This window comes from Pseudobacteriovorax antillogorgiicola, assembly GCF_900177345.1.
Lineage (GTDB): Bacteria > Bdellovibrionota_B > Oligoflexia > Oligoflexales > Oligoflexaceae > Pseudobacteriovorax > Pseudobacteriovorax antillogorgiicola.
The window spans coordinates 221,841-245,343 of sequence record NZ_FWZT01000005.1 but is presented as its reverse complement, the minus strand read 5'-3'; the positions used below and the strand labels follow the sequence as shown (position 1 = coordinate 245,343).

14 protein-coding genes are annotated in these 23,503 nt (G+C 46.3%); 5 read left to right on the top strand and 9 right to left on the bottom strand.

The window, feature by feature from the left end; genetic code table 11:
• Positions 1-14 precede the first annotated feature (14 nt).
• The 4 genes from B9N89_RS08845 to B9N89_RS08830 form a co-directional block, all read right to left on the bottom strand.
• Positions 15-1,553 carry an alkaline phosphatase gene (locus tag B9N89_RS08845; RefSeq protein ID WP_132317267.1) on the bottom strand — a complete coding sequence of 513 codons (1,539 nt, stop codon included), beginning with the start codon at positions 1,551-1,553 and terminating at the stop codon, positions 15-17.
• A 68-nt stretch (positions 1,554-1,621) separates the two neighbouring features.
• Positions 1,622-7,015, bottom strand: a complete 5,394-nt coding sequence (locus tag B9N89_RS08840; RefSeq protein ID WP_132317269.1) for a polyketide synthase — start codon at positions 7,013-7,015, stop codon at positions 1,622-1,624.
• The gene (locus B9N89_RS08835; protein ID WP_132317271.1) at positions 7,012-7,749 is read right to left on the bottom strand and encodes a serine aminopeptidase domain-containing protein; all 738 of its coding nucleotides are present in this window, start codon (positions 7,747-7,749) and stop codon (positions 7,012-7,014) included. Before B9N89_RS08835 ends, B9N89_RS08840 begins: the two co-directional genes overlap by 4 nt.
• Positions 7,749-11,480 carry a non-ribosomal peptide synthetase gene (locus B9N89_RS08830; protein WP_159455250.1) on the bottom strand — a complete coding sequence of 1,244 codons (3,732 nt, stop codon included), beginning with the start codon at positions 11,478-11,480 and terminating at the stop codon, positions 7,749-7,751. The genes B9N89_RS08835 and B9N89_RS08830 overlap by 1 nt, the downstream gene beginning before the upstream one ends.
• A 365-nt stretch (positions 11,481-11,845) precedes the next feature.
• On the opposite strand from B9N89_RS08830, the gene B9N89_RS08825 reads away from it, so the two are divergent.
• The gene (locus B9N89_RS08825) at positions 11,846-12,271 is read left to right on the top strand and encodes a hypothetical protein (protein ID WP_132317275.1); all 426 of its coding nucleotides are present in this window, start codon (positions 11,846-11,848) and stop codon (positions 12,269-12,271) included.
• Here the strand turns inward: B9N89_RS08825 and B9N89_RS08820 are convergent.
• From B9N89_RS08820 to B9N89_RS08810, 3 genes are all read right to left on the bottom strand, one after another.
• Positions 12,268-13,314, bottom strand: coding sequence for a hypothetical protein (locus B9N89_RS08820; RefSeq protein WP_132317277.1), 1,047 nt, complete (start codon positions 13,312-13,314; stop codon positions 12,268-12,270). The genes B9N89_RS08825 and B9N89_RS08820 overlap by 4 nt on opposite strands.
• A gap of 98 nt (positions 13,315-13,412) precedes the next feature.
• Positions 13,413-14,015, bottom strand: coding sequence for a polysaccharide biosynthesis/export family protein (locus B9N89_RS08815; RefSeq protein ID WP_132317279.1), 603 nt, complete (start codon positions 14,013-14,015; stop codon positions 13,413-13,415).
• 100 nt (positions 14,016-14,115) lie between these two features.
• Positions 14,116-15,663, bottom strand: coding sequence for a tetratricopeptide repeat protein (locus B9N89_RS08810; protein WP_132317281.1), 1,548 nt, complete (start codon positions 15,661-15,663; stop codon positions 14,116-14,118).
• Here B9N89_RS08810 and B9N89_RS31300 point away from each other — a divergent pair.
• A complete protein-coding gene (locus tag B9N89_RS31300; RefSeq protein ID WP_159455249.1) occupies positions 15,649-15,819 on the top strand; it encodes a hypothetical protein in 171 nt (56 codons plus the stop codon). The genes B9N89_RS08810 and B9N89_RS31300 overlap by 15 nt on opposite strands.
• Positions 15,803-17,236, top strand: coding sequence for an oligosaccharide flippase family protein (locus B9N89_RS08805; RefSeq protein ID WP_132317283.1), 1,434 nt, complete (start codon positions 15,803-15,805; stop codon positions 17,234-17,236). The genes B9N89_RS31300 and B9N89_RS08805 overlap by 17 nt, the downstream gene beginning before the upstream one ends.
• Positions 17,237-17,251: 15 nt before the next feature.
• Here B9N89_RS08805 and B9N89_RS08800 read toward each other — a convergent pair whose 3' ends face one another.
• Positions 17,252-18,040, bottom strand: coding sequence for a polysaccharide deacetylase family protein (locus tag B9N89_RS08800; RefSeq protein WP_132317285.1), 789 nt, complete (start codon positions 18,038-18,040; stop codon positions 17,252-17,254).
• A 184-nt stretch (positions 18,041-18,224) separates the two neighbouring features.
• Here B9N89_RS08800 and B9N89_RS08795 point away from each other — a divergent pair, with 184 nt between their 5' ends.
• Both B9N89_RS08795 and B9N89_RS08790 read left to right on the top strand, forming a co-directional pair.
• Complete coding sequence (locus B9N89_RS08795; RefSeq protein WP_132317287.1) at positions 18,225-19,784, top strand: carboxypeptidase-like regulatory domain-containing protein; 1,560 nt, start codon at positions 18,225-18,227, stop codon at positions 19,782-19,784.
• Entirely contained in the window at positions 19,784-20,950 is a 1,167-nt protein-coding gene (locus tag B9N89_RS08790; protein ID WP_132317289.1) for a glycosyltransferase, read from the top strand. The genes B9N89_RS08795 and B9N89_RS08790 overlap by 1 nt, the downstream gene beginning before the upstream one ends.
• Here the strand turns inward: B9N89_RS08790 and B9N89_RS08785 are convergent.
• Complete coding sequence (locus B9N89_RS08785; RefSeq protein ID WP_132317291.1) at positions 20,939-23,458, bottom strand: proprotein convertase P-domain-containing protein; 2,520 nt, start codon at positions 23,456-23,458, stop codon at positions 20,939-20,941. The two genes, B9N89_RS08790 and B9N89_RS08785, sit on opposite strands and share 12 nt — an antisense overlap.
• Between the last annotated feature and the right edge of the window lie 45 nt (positions 23,459-23,503).

Sequence of the window (23,503 nt, the reverse complement as noted above, 5' to 3'; positions counted from 1 at the left end):
TCTCTCATTTGTCTTCAAAGCCCTAAGGCCTGTTGAAGAAGCTGGCCTAGCTTGGTGTTGTGCATCATTCCCTTAAAAGGCGCTGAGGCCTTGCTGGGACCCACTACGTAGGATATTACTGGAGTCGAGGTGTGGCCTGCTGTGCCCCAAATAATATTGCTTTCGCGATAGACTATTTTTGCAAGAACGGAGCACTGACGCTGACTTTTGAAGTTGTAGTACTTGCCAAAGAAGCCGTCGGATTCTTCGAAGGATCTCATCTTGCGAAAGTCAGCCATGTCTCCAGCTTGGAGTACCTTTTCAGCATCTTGCTTTGATATGGAATAGGGGTAGTTCGCCTTAACAGTCTTTACTAGAGCTTGGGGAGTTTGCTCACTTTTCTTACGCTTGTCAAAGTCTTTCATGATTTCCGTGCAGGTTCGTTTCTGCTTGGCTAAGAGGCGAATGTCTTCAGGATGGCCATAATCGAGGGTTCTCTTGTATTCCTGACCATTGAGGTTTTCCGAAACAGGTTTATCGAGAACGGAGTAACTGAATGAAAATGAGCCCGTCTCGTGATCCGAGGTAATCACCACGAGCGTATCCTCTCGCTTCTCTGCAAAGTCAACAACGATTTTGATAATGCGATTCATCTGAAGCATCTGATGAAGTAGGTACCCTGGATCATTTGAATGACTGGCCCAATCAATTTGCCCAGACTCTACCATGAGAAAGAAGCCTTTCCTCGATTTCGAGAGAACATCTAGGGAGTACTCTGTCATTTCTTCCAGTGAGGGGGAAAGCCGATTTCTATCATTCTTATGGAGCGATTCATAAATAGCGCTTGGCATGCTTTCCTTGTGGAATAAACCTAGAATGGGGAGCGACTTCGACTTCATCAGAGACTGACGATCGAATACTAATCGATAGCCCTTCGCCTTGGCACCTGCTAATAGATCTTTTTGATCCTTTCTTAGAGATGATATGGCAATACCTGAGGGAACTATATCTCTATATTTTTTATAGGGCTTCGATTTGGGGTCATTGACATCTTTGGGGGTGAAGTAAGCAAATCCTCCTGAAAGCAGCAGGTCAGGGGCAACTTCTATCAGGTCTTCAGCAATACCAGACTCATCATATCGATCTATTCTATGTGCCGCGAATGCTGCGGGTGTTGCATGAGTGATTCGGGTATCGGAAACAAGTCCTGTCAGGATTCCCTTCGCCTTGGCTTTTTCGAGAATGGTGGTTACCGGCTTCCCATTGACATCAAGGCCGATCATACCAGGTCTGCTGTATTCACCAGATGCCATCTGGGTTGCGGAAGAAGCAGATTCAGCAACAAGTCCTTGCTTGGGCACGGTTTCGACTATGAAAATTTTACCATCGTCGCTAAGGCGCTTAAATTGGGACTGAACCTTCATTCCCGAGTTGGATAGATAGTAATTGAGAAGCGAAACCTGTTGCGGTCCCATGCCATCGCCGATGACAAGAATTAAGTTATCAACAGATTTGCTATAGGCTGAGTTCGACAGATTAAGGCAGGCCAGAAGGCCCAAGACTCTAAAAAACATGGCGATCTCTCTTTGTTGGACTCCCTTTCACTATACGTGAGGAGAGCCTCTCGGTAAACCGAGTCTCTTTAGATCGTCGTCTTGGGTTTTATGCGCTGCATGAGCAGCTGACCAGGTTTCTCAGGGTTTTCCTGAAAGTATGCAGGATAACCCTCAGGGCAACGACCGAGCCAGGGCTTTGAAGCGCTGCTCTCTAGCCCCAGAGAATTGGTCCCTGTTTCTTCACCTGGAGGATTAGAATCACTTTGATCTTGAGAGCGAAGTAGATTGAGTTGAGCCGACATGAGATCCAGTTGAGCTGCTAAAATCTCATTTAGATTTCCGGGGGCCAAAGGTCCGTGAGACCCCCGATTTTCGGAACTGCTCGTGATTGCTGTTGCTTGGAGTCCAGACGGATCGTCGGCTTCAATCCAGCAGCGTCGGCTTTGGAATGGGTAAGGCAGTGCCTTCTTGGTGGTGCCTAGTTCGGTCTCTAGGGTTGATTTTTCAATCAGGCCATGAATCCAAAGTTCAGCAAGTAAGGTCCAGATATCTGTGGATTCTTGATCACTTCCAGCATAGTTACCCATGCTTGTGATCACTTGTAAGTCATGGGTAGCTGACTTCTTAGCGAGGTTGGCTGTTACTCTGCCAGCTCCAAGCTCAATGACTAGGCTCCCATTGGGGATGGCTTGCACCCCGTTATAAAAGTTCACTGGAGCTGTGACATGATCAAGCCAATAATCCAAGTCAGGTTGTTGTTCCAGCCAATCTCGGCCATCGAGAGTTGATTTCACTGATATGAGAGCAGGTTTAAGTGAAATGATCCTTATCGCGGACTCGAATTTCACTCGCATGGAGTTCATCATGCGAGAGTGAAATGCGTGTGATGTCTTTAGTAGTCTAGTTTTTATTGAGTTCGTTTCGAGAGTTGATACTGCACGGTCTAAGTCTTCATGAGGCCCAGCAACGACGATCGAGTCTGTACCATTGATAGCAGCAAGGTCGAGGCTTTCTGGTATCAATTTTTGAACGTGACTCCAAGGGGCTCTAACGGCTAGCATTCCACCAGAAGGAAGGGCTTGCATCAATCGACCTCGGGCAGCAACAAGGTTGGTGGCGTCAGCTAAGCTAAGGTGCTGGCTGAGTGCAGCAGCTGATATTTCGCCTATGGAGTGCCCAATCATCAAATTCGGTTGAACCCCTAAATCCAAGAGTGCCTTTCCAAGGGAGTAGCTGACGCTAAATATGGCAGCTTGTGTGAACTGGGTCTGATGGATTTGCTCAGTTTCGAGCGCCTTGCTCAATGGTTGTGGGAGTAATTCGTCAAATCGCTCCAGACAGTCTTGAAAGTATTTTGCAAAGCGAGGCCAGTCTTTCGCCAAGCTTTGTCCCATACAGCTAGCCTGAGATCCTTGACCCGGAAGCAAGAAGCTTACGTGCTGAGATCTACTGGGAGAGATGAATCTCTCCAACTCGAAGTCTTTGTGCTTGATTTTATAACCCCTACCTTCAGCTGAGGGAGTCTCAAAGCTAAAGTAACCGGAAGACATGGGGATAGATGACCAAGAATGCTTGATTCCTTCATCCAATTGGCTATCTGCAATATAGCAGAGAAGTGAGAGATTCTCATGTCTGTTAGCGACCTGGCCCTCGGCAATGATCACGTGGGCATTGGTTCCCCCGATGCCAAATGAGCTGATAGCAGCCCTACGACGTTTTTCTCCACGGGACCATACTTGGCCCTTGCTTTGAACCACAAAAGGCACAGAATCCCAAGGTACATGGGGATTACCCTCGGAGAAGTGGAGCGTTTGAGGTCGGTATTCAAAAAACAAAGACAAGGACGTCTTGATAAGACCAGCAAGTCCAGCAGCTGCCGTTAAGTGGCCAAAGTTGGATTTTACAGAACCCAAGGCGATTTGCTCCCCGTTAGCGGCTGGGTAAGCCTCGGCGAGGGCCTTGATTTCGATAGGGTCTCCTATCAAAGTCGCGGTGCCATGGCATTCAATATAGTCAATGCTCTGATTGCCAAGGCGAGCATCAGCTTGGGCCTGTTTGATACTAGCTACTTGGCCTTGAATAGATGGGCTAGAGAAGCTAGCTTTGTCGCCACCATCATTGTTCAGCCCGATGCCTTCAATCACACTGTAAATGCGATGTCCTTCTTTGAGAGCCTTGCTCAAAGGCATGATAACAATCGCTGCAACTCCATCGCTGAAGTAGGTGCCTTGAGCATTCTTATCGAAAGGCCGGCATAAGCCATCTGGTGAGCGAATATCCCCTTCTTGGTACTCATACCCGGATGCTAGGGGAATGCTGATGTGGGAGCCACCGACCAGGGCTGCCTCACAGCGCCCAGCTCGCAAAGAATCAACCGCTTGTCCTAAGGCTACAAGAGAGGTCGAGCAAGCTGTGTTGATACTAATGGCGGGACCCTTGAGATTGAGGTGGTAGGCTATGCGACTAGCCAGGTAGTCCTTATCATTCGCTAACATGGCTTGGAAATGGCCCACTCGATCCATTGTTTTCTTGCTCTTTAAAACCTGATGAATAAAGTAGGTATTATGGGCACAACCGGCAAAGACTCCCACGTTGCGTTTCGATGTGTTAAAGAGGTTTGCATCCGACATGGCTCGGACCGATTCTTCCATTAGCACCCGATGCTGAGGGTCCATCAGTTCTGCATCTCGAACACTTAAATTGAAGTACTCGTGGTCAAAGTTATCTGCGCCATCCACGATTCCTTTTCGGGGCACAAAGTCTTCGGATTCAAAGAGCTGCTGTTGGTCTTGGGGTAAATCGTCCCTATTAAGAGTCGTCCCTAGCTCTGCCCCTGAAGTGAGCTTGTGCCAGAATTCATGGATATTATTTGCACCAGGAAATCGACAGGCCATGCCAATGATTGCGATTGGCTCTCTAGGTTGGCTAGGCGATACCAACCCATCGCTTACCAAAATTTCCCCTTCGAGTCGCTTGGCAAGCCCCCTGGGGCTTGGTTGATCAAAAATATCCATGGGCGATACCGTAACACCGTACTGATCTTGGAGCCGCTCGGCAGCCTGAATCGCCAGTAAGGAGTTACCGCCGTGATCAAAGAAGCTAGCATCTGGACTTATGGATTCACCGATCAGATCCGAACAAACTTTTTGAATTTTGGCAATAAGGCTTTGAAGCTCAGTGTTCTCTGGGGGCTTAGGTTTTGCTTCTTCTATAAGCTTAGGAATCACTTTTCGATCGATTTTACCACTTGGTGTCTTAGGAATTTTTGGGATTCGCTTGATTCGGCTAGGCACCATGTACTCTGGTAAGGTTTTGCGAAGCTGGTCGCGAAGATCCTGTTCAGAAATCTCTTCAGAGCTGGTGAAGCACGCGATCAGGCTTAGCTGATCTTGGATCTTACTGGCTACCACCACGACTTCATCGAGCCTAGGTTCTTGACTCAAGGCGACTTCGACATCACCAAGCTCGATTCGGTGACCTCGGATCTTGACCTGATGATCGTTGCGACCTAAGAAGGCGATAGTACCGTCACTGAGTCTCTTGCCTAGATCGCCCGTACGATAGCAGCGTTGGCCTTGCCAGGAGATAAATTTTTCATCTGTTGCATCTGGTCGATTCCAGTATCCGCTGGCGAGACAATCACCGGATATATAGATCTCACCCTCATGACCTGCTTCAACCTCTTCACCATTTTGAACAAGGAATAATTTTGCGCTATCAACCTCCGATCCGATTGATGGCAGTGGCGGCCAATGTTCTGGGTTTCCATTGAGTTCCAAGCTTGTTACCACATGCGATTCAGATGGCCCATATTGGTTAGTAAGAGTTGCATCAGCTAGGTGCTCGAAGAATCGCCTAACCTTATCGTTTATCTGGAGCTGTTCTCCAGCTGTAATAACTTCTTTGAGACTCTGGGGCCAGTGGCGATCGTGATTTGCAGTGTGACAGATCATCTGTAGAGCTACGAAGGGTAAAAATAGACGATCGACCTGATGTTGGTCGATGATTTCTAGAAGCTTCTTGGGGTTGACGCGATCCCTCTCATTGATCAATACAAGGGTGCCAAGCGACGAGAAAGTAGAAAAAATTTCCTGAAAAGAGACATCAAAGCTGATCGGACTAAACTGCAAGGTACGTCTACTTTGGGTTGACTGCTTGTTCTGCCAAAGGATGAGCTTGGTTAAGGCACTATGACTCAAAACGACTCCTTTTGGCTTCCCTGTGGAGCCAGAGGTGTAGATGATGTAAGCAGGGTCTCCCTTTGAGACTGGTACAGTACGGAAATCCTGACTAGGCGTCGCAAGTGCTTCTTCAATAGGGAAGTTAGGAGCTGGGATATCACTATCTTTAGAGCTTGAGAGAAGGCCCTTAAGTTGGGCCTGCTCTGCCATATAGCGAAGCCGCTCTATCGGGTAACTGGGATCTAGAGGAACATAGCATGCTCCGGCTTTAAGTACTCCTAAAATAGCAAATATGCAAGCTGGTGATCGTTCGAGGTGAATGCCTACTCGATCCCCAGGCTTAATACCTTTCTCCATAAGATAGGTGGCAATTCGCTCGCTCATAGTTAGCAAGTGCCGATAGGTATAGGACTGATCTCCTAAGATAAGTGCTTCTGTGTTTAAGTTTGACCGTTGCCATCGCAATTCGAGATCGAGAAGGGTCTCTGGTGATCGATTCATAGCTTCAATCCATTGAACAAGCTGATCGAGGTATGCTTGACGGTGATCAAGGAGGGTTAGCATGTGATCCGACTTTGGCAGGTACTGGAGCTTGGTGTGCTCTTTGATTGTTGGATCAGGAAACATGTGAAAAAACTGGTCTTCGTAGTTATACACATCCTGGAAGCCGCCGGTATAGCAAACAAATAACGAGACACCGCGACGAACTAATCCCTGAAGCTCCTGATGCACTTGATCTTGTGGCGGATACTCTGTTTCGAAAATACTATCTGGAGTTGTTTCGGCTGATAATGAGCCCTGATTCTTACCAGCCAAAAGTTTCGCCCAGCGTTTTGGATCTTTGAGGCGCTGGGTGTAGTATAGTGCTTTGAACTTTTGTGTGGGGTAGCAATAGCTATCGATCATGGCAAGGCCCACAACTCTTTTATCGGCAACCGTTGCATGATGAGCATCTACAGCACTCGAACAGTTCCCTGCCAAAATAAATGAGTGGTAGCCAAGAGATTCTAAATGATCCATAGTTTCACGAATATCGGCTGTGCATCGTTCCTGCCCCAATAGTCCGTCTTGTCGAGGGCCAGAATCCCCTTGCCCTGACAGATCAAACCGAGCACTGCTATATCCGAGATTTGCGAGCCTATGGCCGATCTCTCTATTAATTTGATGCAGTCCGAGTCGGCTACTCATTCCTGCATTCCAAGTTAGAACTAATGGTTTAAGAGGGTCTATCGTCGCGGGTTCACTCAACACGCCGACCAGGTGATTAAATTTACCGAAGGTCATGGGCTTCAACTTCATGATCGACCTCCTTCTATCCACTTTGCAGCTTTAGCTAGAATTGTCTGTGCTAGGAACTGGAGCTTGAGATGACCATAGGATGTCCAAAGGAACTCTTCGTCGAGGGGCATGGAGCTGGGTAAGCCTTCACCATAGCTATGACATATGATTGGCTTTAGATCCCTGTTGTCCGGCGAGTGGGTTTCAATTTCACGCAATAGGGAGTCTGAATATCGAAAGCCAAAAAAGTCATGTGAGAGAGATGAACCAAATGGAGCATCAAAGGGATGGCTTAGCATTGCCGATTGAATGTCCTGAAGCTCTTTCAGATACTGCTCGCTACTAGGAAGTGGATCAATGGCAATCACCTGATCAATGTTGCTCTCCATGTGATTTAAGGCAAGAACTAGATTAGCCCCTAGCCGGCAGCCGAAAACCTGTAAATTCTCTGGCTGGTAGCGATCATTGATATAGCGCAATATTTCTGAGAGTTCCTGTGACCAGTCGGTCCAGCTGCGAGTCTCAAGGGAGCCACTACTATCCCCAGTACCAGAAAAATCAAAACGGCAAACAAGCCACCCCAAGCGACTCATGTACAGAGACATTTGCCGATAGAAAAAAGCGACTCGGTTCTGCTCATGGGGCGCGGGATTAACAAGTAGGATCATGCCTTTAGCCTTAGTTGCTGGCTTTTCAATAATTGTGAAAAGAGACTGTGTGTTACAGTCCAGATATTCCATTTGCAAGCGTTGCATCAGCGTGACCTCCTGGGTTTTTGGCCAGCAATCGTCTCTATCGCATGAGCTATCTGTCCAAGGTTTGCCGTGAGCAAGTCGCGAAGCTTGATCTCGTAATTGAAATGCTCTTTGACGTGACTCATGAACTGAATCGCAAGCAGTGAGTGTCCACCTAGAGTAAAAAAACTATCAGTCTTTTGAAGTGGAGCAGGAAAGCCGATCAACTTTTGCCAAAGACTAGCAATATGAGCCTCCATCGGTGATAGGTCCGAAGGACTTTGATCAGCATGTGGTATAAGTGGTTTTGGTCGAGGAAGAGACTTTCGGTCGATCTTGCCACTATCTGTCAACGGGAAGTGCTCCAGAATCTCGATTGAATTAGGTATCATGTACCGTGGCAGATGTTGATTTAAGTAATCGATAAAGTACTGACTGCCTGATTTAGAATTTTCTGCTTTGAGTGTTATATACGCTGTCAGTCGTTGATCTCCTGGCTGGTCTTCTCGCACAATGACGGCAGCTTCTTTGACTCCCGACTCTTGAGCCAGAAGAGATTCGATCTCGCCTAGCTCGATACGGAAGCCTCGGATTTTTACCTGAGTATCGACCCTTCTAAGATATTGGATTTTGCCGTCATTATTGATACGGCAAAGATCACCGGTATTGTATGCCCGAGATCCTATAGATGGCACTACCTGAAAACGTTCCGCTGTTAAATCAGGACGATATAGATAACCTTTTGCCAACGCGGGGCCACTAATCCAAAGGGTCCCAGCCATACCCCGGGGGCATGGGTTTAAGTTGTCATCGAGTATTGCTATTTGATAACCATCTAACGCAGTACCTATATCGACGTCAATACCCTTGGTGATCTTGGATGCTGTCGCCCAGACTGTAGCCTCAGTGGGCCCATAGACATTCCAAAGTTCTTGGGTGCAAGAGACTAGCAATTTAGCTAAATCGTCCCTAAGGGCCTCACCGCCAGAAATCGCTCTTAGATTGCTTTTACCCTGCCAACCATGATTCAGGAGCATGGTCCATGTTGCTGGAGTAGCTTGAAGGATACTAATATCATGCTTGATTAGCAAAGCTTGTAAGGCTTCGGGGTCTGTGGCTAGAGAGCCTGGGCCAAGGACCAGCGTTGCCCCTTGAGCGAGAGTCATAAATATTTCCAGTATCGAAATATCAAAGGATATGGTTGTAATCCCAAGTACTCTGTCATTGATACCGATGGGAACTCGATCCTGCATTCCTTCAATAAATTGGGCTAGGGCGCGGTGTTGGATTTCCACCCCTTTGGGTTTTCCGGTGGAACCAGAAGTATAGATAACATAAGCAGTTTGATCAGGTTTAGGCAAGCTAATGACGGAAGCTTCGGGCTTGCCTTTTGATAGGCTGCTGATGTTGATCAGTTGCCCTTCGAAGGGAATGTCCCACAATTCCGTGTTGTCGCTGATCACCCACGCAAGCTTCCCTTGATGAGTCATGTACTCAAGTCGATCCCGAGGGTAAAGAGGATCGAGGGGGACATAGCCTGCTCCTAAACTGAGAACAGCAAATAGGGTGATGACCATCTCATCGGAGCGCTCAAGATGAATACCGATTAGGGACCCGCAACTGATTCCTAATCTAGATAACTCGTAGGCTCGCCCTGTGATTTTAAGGTCTAGTTCGCGATAAGTAAGTATAGAATCCTGCCAAACCATAGCTGTGTGATCAGGTTGCGATTGCACCATAGATTTGAACTTATCGAGCAATAAGGAGTCTGGTGACTCCTTCAGTAGATTCTTTTCGATCTTCCCTAAAGAAAACGTAAGGGTATGGTGCTCATCTTTAAGGGACTCTATCATTAGGGTTTCGAGTGCTTCTAAAAGAGCCGTCGCAGTTGATCGACCATACATATCAGAGCGATATCTGAGTAGAATACGATCTTTGACTAAAGTCAATTCTAGGTCGCACTGTAGAATCCCATCGCTGTCAGCAGAAGTTCTGAACGCTGCACTCCAAAGAGAGTTTTGATCGGCAACTTGGTTTGTAGCCAAATGGTCAGTAAGTTCGGTAGTGGAAGATATCTTATATTCGTAATTACTTTCATACTCCTTGAAGATAGACGTGCTCAATTCTTCAAAAGTCTGATTCCGATAAGTTTTTATCCTCAAGGGAACCCAGGTTCGATCGTCATTCTCGACTCCCAAGAGAAATTCATCTTGGCGGCTGTAGGCTGAAAGTAGTCTTGCGTAGGCACTGATCCATGCAAACTTTTCTGGTAGATGAGACCGGCAATGCCACCGACCTAGTAGACTCTTTAATTGTGAACCTATATCCTTATCAAGTGACTCATAGCTTTGTTCTGCTGAGCGATGCCGTGGCCAGTCTGGGACGATGTCGATCGGCTCAGGAAGAGGAGTAAGCCTTTTTTTCCAATACCCAAGGGTATCTCGCCCTTCATTCAATTGCTGTTCGGGCCAAGTCTGCTCTGCATTTTGACTTAAATCAAGGGCTGATTTCGAGACTTCTTTAATGAGACCCTCGATCGTTGTGGAATCGAAAAGATCTTGTTGGAAGTTGCATTCTAGGGTAATGCCGGCGTCTTCGATGACAATATTGAGGAAACACTCGAAAGCCTGAAATGCCTTGGGAATCGTGATAAAGTTACAAGGCTCTCCCTGAATGGTTACCGGGATGCGTGGATCAACGTTTATCACGAAGTTGACTAGCGGTAAGCGACCCTCTTCACGCTCAATATTGTGTTCCCGTAGGATGGCGCCAAGAGTCGTACCACCTTGTTCGGCGGCATCAAGCAAATGAGATTGGGCTTCCTGAACGAGAGACAGGAAGCTAGTATTTTTTGACAAAAGTACAGGAATCGGAACCATACTTGTGTGGTGACCAGTAGGTTCGGGATCTCCACCCGTTCCACTTCGCACCGCGGGGACTCCTAGTGCGAATACATCTTGCTTGGCGATCAGACCGAGAACCCATTGGGTTGTGGCAACAAACAGAGCCGTGGGGCTGCATTTCAGCTTACGGGCTTGATCGAGGATGATATTGCTCTGATCTTGAGGAATTAGGTAGTCAACTTGTTTGGCAGATTCGCTGACCTTATACTGAGGGCTTTTGCTATAGGGCAAACGCAAGGTTTCTCGGACCCCTTGCACTTTCGTAAGCCAAAAATTCTTGGAGTCCTCTTCACTAGACGTTGTGCTAAGAACTTGAAGATTCAAGTCTTGACCTGATAGAAGACACTCATAGATCGAAACAAAATCTGCCATGATGCGGCTCATGGATAACCCATCGCAGATGATATGATGGGCTTTCAGGCAAATGATACTTGTAACGCCACACGTAGCGAGAGTCCAAGACACAAGGGGACCATTCACTACATCAAATGCTTGTGAAGCATCCTGCTCTAGGTGGGCTAAAACATCACTACGGTTGTCACAAGAGATATTGGCCAGCTTCAACGGCATTGACTGAAGAATGCAAGCCCATTGTCCATCGGGGCTAAATACTGTGCGTAGGCAGTGATGCTTCTGACTAAGGTAGTCCAGGGTTGACGCGATGATTGCCCTGTCGAGGACCTGACTTGTTTCAATGGCGAGCATCTCATTGAAGACGGCAGCACCCGATTGGCTTAATGCCTCAGATATCCAAACCTCTTGCTCAACGTCGGTTGAGGGGCGAAACGAATCTAAGGGATGTAAGCCTTCAATCTCAAACTCTACTGGTTTCCAGTCTTCAAAATCCATCAACATTTCCAGGTGCGATATATCCAGACAAATTCAAATCGATCTTTCCGATTTTTTGCAAATCCCATTCCTTTCTGTAAGTCTATTGGTAAAGGTTTGAGTAGAGTTAAATTACTTAAAATAATGACAAAAATGGCAATTGTATTCTTACTGATGGGTAAGGTTTAAGGAGAGCCGGTCTAGGCCTGTTACGAATCTATTCAGAGCCACCTTGCCTAGCCACTTCTTCACCTGATTTGACAATATTCTTTGTTGTTTAAACTAGCGATATAAGGTCTTAAATTTGTGTAGAAATATACAAAATTGGCAGTTTTTTTTCATATTTTCCGAACAGAAACTTAGATCTTGTTGTAGGACCTTAGAGTATGTCGAAATTATACGAACAGATCTTGGAGAGGATCGAATATCATGGTGGGCGCTTCTTTGAAGCCATAACGCCACGCTTTTTAAACGATCCTGACCTCGATATGGAAAAAATTAGCTATCAACTATTTGTTGGAGCTTGCATACTCGGACTCATTGCTTGGGCTGTGATCTGGTTCGTCGATCGGCGAGCGGAACGCAATAAACTGAGGGAAAGCCGGTTGATCACCTTCGGATGGAAGGATATTAAATCCATTCATGGAGAGCAAAGACTCAATGAATCTGCTTTGGAGGTTATGCTCCGTCGCCAAGAAGAACAAATGGAAGAAGCTACCCGCTTGAAGCTTGAAATGGAGTCAGGTAAGAAGCGCGAACGCAATATCTACAATGTCAACGACAAAAGCTTACCAACGTTTTTCAAAAGTTAACCACCAAATTCAATTTGCCACCAGGCAACGATCTGGTCGCAAGTTTGATTGCCGCTACAGGCATTTCCCCCTGCATGCTGTACTTGACCAGCTGCCTTATCGTAAAAACGATTGTCGGTAGCACCTCCACCCTGGGTCGTTAGAGGGTTTGCCAAGCGATCCCAAGAGTAATCATAGCTGAGGGCTCGGCCGTGACAACCACAGTTTGCGACGACTAAGGGTTCAACGTTGGTATCAAAATAGGTCCGTCCCGCAGCTTGCTTAGGTAGTGCAGCGAAGTCTTGAGGTGATCCTGCTAGCTCCAGTTCATCACCATCTATTACGACCCTGGCACTTAGATTGAAACTTTGCCCGTTACGATAGGTATTAGCAAGGGTCATCTGAAATCCATGAGCACCGGGATTATCGTTATCGAAAATATCTTGATTCGCTGGAATTGTCTGAACAAGAGCGTTATTAATGTATAGATTAACGTCTACAGTATCATTGATTGAACTCGGATTGATGGCCCACCCTGTAATGACCCCGTCGCGACTTATGTCTACTATATTTCCTTGCGATCCGGCGGGTCTTTGGTTTTCCTTTTCAGCAATTTCCCCGTACTCGATGTCCCACCAAAATGCGACTTCCTTGCAAGGAGAGCTATTCAAGCCTGCTAGGCAGGGATCGTTGCTAGGGTGGGGGCGTTCATTGATCTCACCCCGTAGCATAGGCAGTAGAGTATTTTGGTCGAGTAAGGTCAGCATTGCTTGATAGTTGAATATGGTGGTGGGACCACGATCTCGTTCCACAGGAATTTTGGGCCCCGCATGGCACCGCTTGCATTGGTTGAAGGCAGCTACGACCTGGCCTTCGAAGTAATCTTCACCACTGAATTCCAGTTCACTGCCTTCATTCTCGAGGTCGGCTTCTTGAGGTTCTGGTACTTTTGCTGGCTGATCAGTTTGGCTTTTTCCGGGTTCTCGACGGCTAATCTCACCCTGCTTACTTCCGAAGCAGGATGTCAGCAGCCAAACCATGGTAAATATCATGTGGCGTTGCATGAAAACTCCTCTTACGTATCCAAAGGAGGTATCGGTCAACGCTCACAAAAACTTGATCTTTTTTGAGGAACTTGCAAAATGATTAAGAATATGAAGAGTCATTCGGCAATGATTACGTCACCGGCTTCGAGACTCAGGTGGTCCAATTGAAGCGAGCCACTCAGAATGTCCTCGTAGCTGGTAGCATAGCGCTTCACTTGCTTGCTTGCGATTTTACGAACAAGAACAATCCGACCGGAGGCAAATTCATTTAGGCCACCTGCCAAGGAGATGGCTTGCAGAAGAGTTGTTTCGTTGGTGAGGTTGACAGCGCCCACAGTATTGACCTCCCCTGTAAAGTAGACCTGAAAGTTCTTAGCCCCTGTCAATGATGTGGAAACTCGTGGACTTTTGATTAAACTTCTCAGAGCATTGCCAAGCTTTCTGTTTAGCTGCTGGGTAGTGAGTCCTGAAACTTGCAGGGGCGGTATGAGAGGTACAGACAGGAAGCCGGTTGAAGAAATGGTGAAAACTCCTGATAGCTTATCCTCGCCATAAACTAGAACGTTAACTTGATCGCCGGGACTGATCCGATAGGTACCTTGCCGGTCAAAGGTCCTTCCCGACTGGATGTTCTTTAAGGGTTCAGCGTCGATGTAATGGCTACAGCTTGAGATTAGTATAATCCAAATCAGGAAGCCTAGTTTAGTCCCATAAATCATGAGTTCGTCTCCCGGTCACAGGTTCTCCTTCGATATTATACCTCTGAAAGGAATGATTCGAAAGTTAGCTAATGATTTTAAGGGATTCGATTCATACTGGCTAGGGGGCGTTGGCCTCTTGAACGCCGTAGGCGAGACCAATACTTATAGCTAGAAGGTTCTCTGCTCGGGTCGCAAATTCTTCCTGGCTGGTGTTATCGAAGCTAAGCTTACCTAGAACCTGCCAACGTTTGGATAGCCGTCGCTCAAGGGCTAGCTCAATATCACTAGCGACAAGAGTTTGGTAACTGGCTTCTTCTTGATAGGAGCTTTTATAGCGAACCCCAAGGGCTACCGATGCCGATGCCTGACTCATGGAGTCGATTGGAGCTCGGTATCGCACCCCGGCCAGAATACTGCCGTCTCTCGGATGGCTTCTATAGTAAGGACTCGCTTTCGGTTGTGAGCGAAATTCAAGAGGCACGATTAGCGCCAAGAGATGCGACTCGCTACGATAAAAAACTGGAATCGCAAAGCTGAGTTGGTGGCGTTCGAAAGGGGAAAGGCCATCGTCCCGGGCGAGTTGTAATTTATAGCTCAGCCAATCGCTATTGCCGATGGACGTTGTCAATGTTTGTCGGGTAAGATCTGCAATTGCTTCAGGGAGGGGGTGGAGGAGGGTCAGTGCATCTTGTGAGATGCTAGCGGAAAAATTCCAATAGCCGAGTTTTAGGCTGGCTCCTAGGAATCCCATGATAACGCCATCATTAGCGCTGAGATAAGATAAAGATCCCCGGATATTACCATATTCACCGCCTAATTCGCCCTTACCACTAAATGATACTGCATCATAGGATTGCTTATCCAAGTGACTTTCAATCTGGTGAAGCTGAATGCCTCCGCTGATTTTATCTTGATAGTGGAGTCCCAAGCTGCGGCGCTCAGACCCTTTGGAAAAGTTAAGTTGCTCGATAGAACTTATGATCTGACCGAACAAAACTTGTCCCGTTTCTTGGTCTCTCACGGGCCCTTGCAGAGCTTTTAACAAGTCTTCCCCGTGATCGGCAGATTTTTTCAAATAGGTCCCAAGAGGGAAGGTTTTTAAACGATCGACCCTCGCTTGAGCAAGCTCGTATTTTTTAGCCCAGATCAACGCAAAAAGATACTCAGCGTCAATGAAGTCATCATCAGGCTTTATTTTTAAGTATTCCTCAAAAGTGGACATAGCATCTTCGAATCGATGGCTATACATCAAGCTGTGCGCTAGGATCAAGCGAGCGTTTAGATTATCTAGATACAAGGGGTCGCCAGATTCAATCTTACTTTTCAGGGGTCGCCACTGGCCACGACGTGCTTGATAATAGATATGTTGTTGTGAGGTCTTTGCCGCCTTGTAGGGAAAAGCCGATTCAATCAATCCCACAGTTTTGGATTCTTGTTTGGTTAGAGCATAGTAGAAGGCGCCCCAGAATACCGCTTGCTCGCGGACGCTTATGGAGGGGCAAACAGCCAATGCTTCAATCAGCGGGATCGATTCAGATTGAAGGGTTTGAACGAGGTAGATAGCTTTGTTTAGTTTGGCCTTCGTGCAGTTCTCAGGCTGCGACAGTGCTGTCGGGAGTCGACACAGCCATACGATAGCTAAACATATCCCATGGATCGATTTCACAGTCATTCCTTTGTGATTCTATATTCTTCTTTAGATTCTAGGCATATTCGCGGTAAACTGAAAGTCATTTCCGAACTCAAGGTTGGTCTTCCTGCCAATCGAGTCGGAACAATCGTCAGCAATCACGGCTCCTGGTATCATGGCAAATCTCTATAATAAAACAGCAAAAAATCTTGTGAAGCTAGGTGTTTCTTTGGGTTTAACCATGTGTTTGGGGGCACTTGTGAGAGCGCTTCTTCCCCGTATCCTTGGTGTGGAAGGAGTTGGGGTGCTCTATTTTGCTGAAAGTATTGCTGGTATTATATTTACGCTCACTCCACTCGGAGTTCATGCCTATATTAACCGAACCATCCCACAAGACCCTGGAAAAATTGTAACTATTTTTCCGAGCTTGAGTTTTATGACATTTCTTACAGGTGGACTCCTCTGGCTAGGCTTATTCAGCTATGGAACATGGCAAGGTTTAGAAGATAAATTTTTGATTGTGGTAGTCTTTGGCCTGTTTGAATGGCTTCGTCAACACACACAAGAAGTCGTGAAACCGATGTTTTTGGCTGCAGATTACGTGAACTTTGTGAGCCGATTAGATGTTTTTGCCAAAGTTGTACAGGCTCTTCTTGTGTGTGTTGGTGTTTGGCTCTTCCCTGATGTTTTGTGGGCAGCAGGCTTCTTCCTCTTTTCTCAAATCATAACTCTTACAATACTACTGGTTCGGGCTCTCCAATTAGGTTGGTTGCGATTGTCGTTTGATTGGCAAGTTTGCAAGGCAGCAGCTATTTTTGGGCTGCCCTTTTTGCTGAACCAGGCTCTGGTCTCTTTATACGGTCAGATTGATATTGCGGTCTTGGAGATTTTATCAGATGAAACAGAGATAGGCTGGTATGGGTCTGCGCAAAGATTGAAAGGCCTGTTTCTTATGGGTGTTCCTTTGCTCTATTCAGCCGTGATTCCGATGCTTTCAAAAAGTCGGGCGGCAGGTGAGAATGCCTATTTTGAATTTTTTTACCTAGTATATCGGGTACTCATGTTGGTCTCTTGGCTGATGGCGATGGCAATGATTCTATTGGGACAGGAGTTTGTCGAACTGCTGTATGGCGCAGAATTTGAGCCTGCAACCATCCACGTGCAGTTGCTAGCTCCAGTTCTACTATTTACATATATCAATGTATTTCTTTCAGCGAATCTAGGGCTGATTAGTGATGGAAGGAAATTAACCCTCATAACTTTCGTCAGCCTCATGGCGAACACAGGGTTAAACTTCCTATTGATACCCTACTTTCTTGGTGAGTTTGGTGAGGGTGGAGCTGGTATTGGGGCAACGCTCACTACAATCATTGCGGAACTTATGGTGTTTTTGGCGATGTTACGTATTACACCAATACAAATAATGAGCAGGAATGTCAGTATTATAACGGCGTTCAGTCTCATGACCATCGTTCTTGTCTCGACCGGAATTTGGTTCTTGGAACCCCAATGGTATGTTCGTCTTTTGCTGTTTGCCTTCCTAGCTGGAACCGTGACTATAGGAATTGGATTGCAGTATGGGAGAAATATCAAGCAGATGTGGAGCTAAAGGCGAGCACCCTGCTTAATCATAATCATTACAATTGGTCACTTCGGTATCTCCAACGGTGGCCCCATTGGCTTGGAGGGCTGATGAAATATCTGGGACTTGATCGATACTTACAAAACTGTAGCCACTGTCTTTAAATAGAGTCACCAAGCTTTGGCTTAAGGCAAGGGCTCGGTTGTCACTCGAATGGATTTGTAATATGCCCCGATCTTGACTTGCAACAGTGTTAAAAATTTCATCGGCGCAACTGGAAGAATCTAAGTCGTTTGACCAGCAGTCAATATCCGATTGCGTGGCATGGTCATTTCCAATAGGGCCAACATACTTAACTAAGCCTGCTTGATTGAGCTGTGAAGCCAGCCTTTGGTCGAATTCTAAATTGGGTGGGCGGAACAAGTATATATTGTTGCGTGTGAAGGGCGTGATGAGATAGTCGGTCTGTCTTACTTCAACAATCGGGGACTTAGAAGATAAGAGAGATTGGTCACTGTAGCTACCATTAGCGATTCGATGACCCTGATTAAAGATGGTAGCTAGGATTGATGAGGGTCTGTCTAGGATAGACTCTCCTGAAACAAAAAACGCTCCTTCAATACCTTCACTGACAAGTACATCGGATATGGCTAATGCAGTATCGTTAACGGGACCCATCACTGTGAAAACCACTTCATTGGCTGCCAATTGCTGGCCGGTAATCAACGTGTCTTGCATCCCCGGAGCATCACTAATACAAGAGTCGCGAACTAGGGAGCCACTGCACCCTAAGAAGCCAAACGCCAAGCAAATTCCAAGGTAGCATTTCAAAGCTGCACCTCTCACCTGTCAAAAAATAAGACACACGGCCATGCTAATATCTTAGCAGCTTTCAGCTAACATTCAAAAAATATTTGATTTTATCATGAAACTCTGAAGAGAGGTCATGGCAAGAAACTTGCTCGATAAGGGTAAAGGCTCTGCCTCCCGTTGGACCTACTGTTAGGAAGCTGTTATGTGGAAGTTGATTGTTGCTGTCGCACTACTTGGGGCCGGATGTTTGCCCAGTGCCAAGGAGTCCTTGACGAGTTCTAGCTCGGAGTTTGCCTTAGTCGGATCACTTGTTGGTCCAGATGGGCTACCAGTTCCAAATACAAATATATATGTCGAGAATCAACCCTCGACCATCGGCAAGTCCGATCTCAACGGCCGATTTGAAATAAGCTTTAGCGATGAGCAAAAGAGGCGATTAGAATCGGTTCTAAATAGCCAGGGGCGAAGCTCGTTTCGCCTCTTTTTTATCCACGAAACTCAAAATTTGGTTGGTTCCTCTCCAGAAGTTCCCTTCACAGGCTCTGGATACTACCAACTGGCCAAACTTAGCCTGGATGAGGGGCTGGAGCTTGAGGGTCAGGTGTCTGGGGTCGATCGAAACAGAGGCCTTATTAAAATTCCGGAAGCCAATGTCAGGCTAGGTCGATGGCAAGCGAAAACAGATAGCAATGGAGCTTTTAAACTATCTGGTATTCCCAAAGGAGAGCTAGCGTTGGAGGTTTTTGCTCCGGGATATCAAAGACAGACACAGAGTGTACTCACCAATAACGACGATTTTCAATCATCACTCAAGCAGCTCACCCTTTTCCTTGAGCCAGGTTCCACTGGAGTCCTTGTAGAGGACGCTGATGCCTTCGCCTTAGCCGGCGACGATCCTTTAAAACGTTGGCTGTCTGTTCGTTATACTTCAGATGTCCAGTTCATTCGTGTATCAGAGGATATTCGGGAATTGGAGCTAACTGGGGAAAGCAATGCCATTATCATTGATCAAGATGAAACTGGAAATGATGATGCGATCCTGGTGGAAGCGGCAGCTTGGTTACCTATAGCACCCCGTCTTAGCTATCAGTTTGATGGTGTTGGGTCAAAGACTTTGTATTACCAATTTGGGGATGCCTCCCAAGAGAATCCAAGCGAAATTTTTCAAGTTACCATAGACGTCGATCTGTTTGGTGCTGCGCAGGCTTCGATTACGATCAATGAAGGTGAGCTAACGACCACGTCTTCATCTGTTTCAATTCAGCTTGGGATTCCAGAAAGTGCAGTATCCATGAGACTTGGAGAGACCAGAGAAGATTTTGAAGGTGAAGACCTAGTGTATAGCGATCTCGCCACAAATTTTACCTATCAATTTAGTAGCGATATGAAAGGTAACGGCGAACGTACTCTGATGGTCCAGTTCGTCGATCAAAATGGCAATAGAAGCCGTATCTATCAAGCTAGTATCGAACTTATTTTATTCCCTGAAGACAATAGCTTCATAGATTACCAGGTCCAGTCACAGGACCTAGCAAGCGCTACCGTGGAAATACAATTCATTCTACCTCCCAATGCAGCAGAGTATCGTCTCTATGACATCGCCCTAAATGGTGAAGATGCCGCATGGCTTCCAGCGGCACGAACCCATCTTTACGAAATGGATAGTCTCGTGGCTCGATACGTCTATATTCAGTTTCGAGACAATAATCAGGTAGAAAGTGATATCTATCAAATTCTCATCGAAGCTGATGAGATAAACTAATGACTCGCGTATTAATTATTACGGCCTCAAGGGTGCAACCTGCCCTGACAGGCGGTCATCAAAGAACTTTACAGTTTGCTCGATCTCTTGTAAAAGCTGGAGTTGATTCACGAATCTTATCGATGGCTGGACGTCGTGCCGACTATGGTCGGCAGGGTATTGTGAAGATTCCTAGGCAAGAAGATCAAGTCGAAGAATGGGTTGACTTGAACTTTATCTCGGGTGGATTACAATTTGTCATGAACTGCTTAGGAGCTTCGCGGCTTTGGACGCAGCTTCCCTGGCCCACCAGTTCAGTTGTTGAGGAATGCCTTCAATGGGCTGATATTCTCGTCTTTGACTTTCCCTTCTATAATCTGAGCAGATTTCCAGCCCACTTGCCAAAGATAATGCTGAGTCACAATATTGAAGCAGACCTATTGAAGCAAGGTCATATCCTAGAGCGCAGAGTGCTACGGCCAGTGGTCGAAGGGGCAGAGTTAAGGGCTGCGCGCGGATTCGACCACATCTTTGCCTGTGCACCCAGCGATCGGGACTACTATAGGTTTGTAGGTGGAGAGGTTACTGAAATTCCCAACGGCATGGCTCGGCTTGATTTAACTTGGTCAGATTACCAAAAGGCTCGTTCGGAGCTGGAGGTCGAAGAAAATGAATTTGTTCTTCTCTTCGTTGGTAGTCGCTTTGGGCCGAATATTGACGGGCTTAACGAACTAAAAAGCCAATTAGAGTCTTACCGAAGGCTCTGTTTAGAATGGAATGTAAAACTCAAGGTGGTTGGTAGTGTGAGTCATCCCTTTCAGGATGATTTTGTTGAAGGTCACGGCTTTGTGGACTCACTTGAAACCTACCTAGCGGCTGCTGATGTTGTTGTGAATCCTGTCAACCGGGGCTCTGGGAGCAACATCAAGGTGTTTCAGGCTTTAGCCGCTGGCAAACCTCTGCTTTCAACTCCATTTGGAGTTCGGGGCTTGCCAGGAATCAGTCATCCCGGTTTAAAGATCTATCGAAGCGGTCGTGATATTTTGGATGCTGTTAGCACTTGGCGTCATGATCAAAGATCGCTTTTTACATCTGGACAAGAACTCCGTGACAGATTGGGTTCAGCCATCCTAATGGATGGCATAGTAAAAGAACGAGCTCTTCCTGTAATTACGTCATTGGTTTGATTGGCACTCATAACGTACGATGTCTTCCAAGCCCCATGACTCAATTGTACCGACATCCTGTTGTGCTTGATCCTCGACTTTAAGTGTCCAAGAACCTTGAAGAGCTTGGCCATAGAAAAGATCCCACGGGTTGGATAAGGTTAGGGTATCAGGAAAGGTACCTCTAATATCATCGCTGCTACTCCCAACACGATCCTGGATGATCACTTGATCCCCAGAGGGATTGGTTAGAGTCAGTTGTAGATCTCCCGAGTAGGTATGAGCGATCTGGACGCGAACTTTAAGGTTGCTAGTTGTCAAGAATCCTTCCTCGGATATAGTAATTGTACTGATCGCACCGTTAGGGTCGTTATCAGGAATCTCTATAGCTTCACTATTGGTGTAGTTGACTCCGATGGGCTGTCCTACCATATAGTCTTTGGCTTGAGGTGGAACTGGGATATCTCCGTCATGGCTGATATTGAAGTTAATCCTAAATGAGGTGCCACAAACCATAGCCGCAGCAAGCTCAACTTTTACCGGTACTGTAATAGGTACTTGACTTCCCGGGCTTAGAGTCGATAAAGCTATGGCTTCGTGTTGAATAGAGACATTTGAGTTAGGGCTATCAATCAAGATTTCAATATTATTGGCCTCCAGATCACCCTGATTTATAAGGTTGAATTCAAGATCTAGAGTGTCACCAGGATCGAAGAAGCCATTGGTGGGTTCTTTTAAAGCGACAGAACCTAGGATAATATCGGGAGCGGGGACCTCAAGTATCTCGTGTCGAATAAAGTGCTTGTATAAGACATCTCGGTGTGGGCCATTGGGAAAAAGGTTATCCGCAGCGTTGAGTGTTGCTAGGGCCATATCCCTCATCTTAAGATCGGCTCCAAGGCCGAAATGTGATTGGAGAACAATTTTATCAACATCCTCCCTTGGAATCCCAAGATCTACTAATTCAAGAAGTGACTGGAATAATGGGGTTGACCAAAGCTCGTCAGATTGAAACCCTCCATCAATAGTAGCATGGGCTCCATAGTTTCTTTGATGATCGTAACGTGCCGCCAAGGCATTCATGATTCGTCCGTTCCAGCATGAGTTTTGATTACCATGGCCATCCCAAGTAAAAATTTGGTTTGGAAAGTAGTCTCGGCCTTCGTTTACCGAGATGCTGTAAGAAGCAGCCCAGTAGTCGCCAAAGCCCTCACCCATGGCTCCTGTGTCTCCACCAATCCAATCGCTATTGATCGAGGCTTGAATCGCGTGACCATATTCGTGAAGGATCACGTCGGCATCTTCGTTGTCATCGACGCAACCATGGCCGAACGATAGGCGATTGCTAGAAGGCTGAAAGTAGGAATTGTCATCACCATTGGCTCCGTTTGCATCGACCTCCACGGAAAGCTCTTGAATTCCAGTTTCACCTTTAAAGCCCAAAGACTGAATGTATCTCTGGGATTGATCGATGTGAAAGTAAGTCATAGCCTCATTAAACGGATTTTCGCCGCGCTTAAAGTTCCATGAGGGGGTCTCCGTCTGGTGCGGCTCTGCAGTCGGTGGGTCGTAGTCGATAATTTGAACGTAGGGCCCTTTGAGGCTATATTTATTTCCATCAAAACTCACATCCCGTAAGATCCGGTCAAAGTAAGCTCCATCAAACATGCTAGTATCGGAGTCATCTTCTAAGTCTGGATTGTTTAGCGTCGTTCTGGGGTCTGGGTCAAAAACCTTAGTGGGAATGTCAGCTACTGCTAGAATCTGACGATCTAGGTGTTTATTTGCCTTTTCCAAAGCTTGAATTCTTTTGAATTCTCGCACCCGATCAGTGATCGGACCCTGATAGAAAGTTGGATTGAAAGCTTGCTTGGGCTTGCGTGTAAGGCGATTATCCTGAAATGAAATGACTTTGCTATCAAAGGGGTTGATAAATACGTTCCATGAACCATATGGAGCGGTTACCGTTAGGGTTACCTTTATTTGTCTCTCAAGCTGATTCTGATTCCATACAAAAATGGTTTCAATTCGCGGGAGTTCGATGAGTTGACCATGAACCTTGAGAGCTTGCCACGCAATGTCATAGGCCTGTTCATCGGAAATTATGCTTCTTAGCCTTGCCTTTGCAATTTTTGTGGGAAAGGTGTTGTTGTAGATTTGTGTGACTCTATCCTTTTGTTTATTTATTGAGACAGTAATACCTCCCTTTGCAACAGGTATCTCGTCTTGCATCTGTTGGAAGTGAAAGTGAAAGCCGGTAAGACTTTGTTTGACTTTTGTTAAACGAAGATTCGAAAGATCCTTGGGGATATCAAGGTTTTTTGCTTCGTCCTTCAAGTACTGTTCCACTAACAACTGGCCAGTCAGTTTTTTTTTATTTGGCTTGTTTAGAGTGGGGTTGAAGGAAAGTTTGAGTGTTTTTCGATCTCGTTTATGGAATTGCTTGGGTAAAGTCGATCCTGTTGCTACTGCAGATGCTAAAAAAAATGATAGCAAAAAGCAGCAGCTTCGAAGCTGGCTTTGATTCATAGATTCTCCTGATTCACTTGGAGGGATTAAGAGTATCTATAGTTA

Excerpts from the sequence above, each read along its gene's own strand:
- B9N89_RS08845 (WP_132317267.1), bottom strand. The coding sequence starts at position 1,553 with ATGTTTTTTAGAGTCTTGGGCCTTCTGGCCTGCCTTAATCTGTCGAAC.
- B9N89_RS08840 (WP_132317269.1), bottom strand. The coding sequence starts at position 7,015 with ATGAAGTTGAAGCCCATGACCTTCGGTAAATTTAATCACCTGGTCGGC.
- B9N89_RS08835 (WP_132317271.1), bottom strand. The coding sequence starts at position 7,749 with ATGCAACGCTTGCAAATGGAATATCTGGACTGTAACACACAGTCTCTT.
- B9N89_RS08830 (WP_159455250.1), bottom strand. The coding sequence starts at position 11,480 with ATGGATTTTGAAGACTGGAAACCAGTAGAGTTTGAGATTGAAGGCTTA.
- B9N89_RS08825 (WP_132317275.1), top strand. The coding sequence starts at position 11,846 with ATGTCGAAATTATACGAACAGATCTTGGAGAGGATCGAATATCATGGT.
- B9N89_RS08820 (WP_132317277.1), bottom strand. The coding sequence starts at position 13,314 with ATGCAACGCCACATGATATTTACCATGGTTTGGCTGCTGACATCCTGC.
- B9N89_RS08815 (WP_132317279.1), bottom strand. The coding sequence starts at position 14,015 with ATGATTTATGGGACTAAACTAGGCTTCCTGATTTGGATTATACTAATC.
- B9N89_RS31300 (WP_159455249.1), top strand. The coding sequence starts at position 15,649 with ATGGATCGATTTCACAGTCATTCCTTTGTGATTCTATATTCTTCTTTA.
- B9N89_RS08805 (WP_132317283.1), top strand. The coding sequence starts at position 15,803 with ATGGCAAATCTCTATAATAAAACAGCAAAAAATCTTGTGAAGCTAGGT.
- B9N89_RS08795 (WP_132317287.1), top strand. The coding sequence starts at position 18,225 with ATGTGGAAGTTGATTGTTGCTGTCGCACTACTTGGGGCCGGATGTTTG.
- B9N89_RS08790 (WP_132317289.1), top strand. The coding sequence starts at position 19,784 with ATGACTCGCGTATTAATTATTACGGCCTCAAGGGTGCAACCTGCCCTG.
- B9N89_RS08785 (WP_132317291.1), bottom strand. The coding sequence starts at position 23,458 with ATGAATCAAAGCCAGCTTCGAAGCTGCTGCTTTTTGCTATCATTTTTT.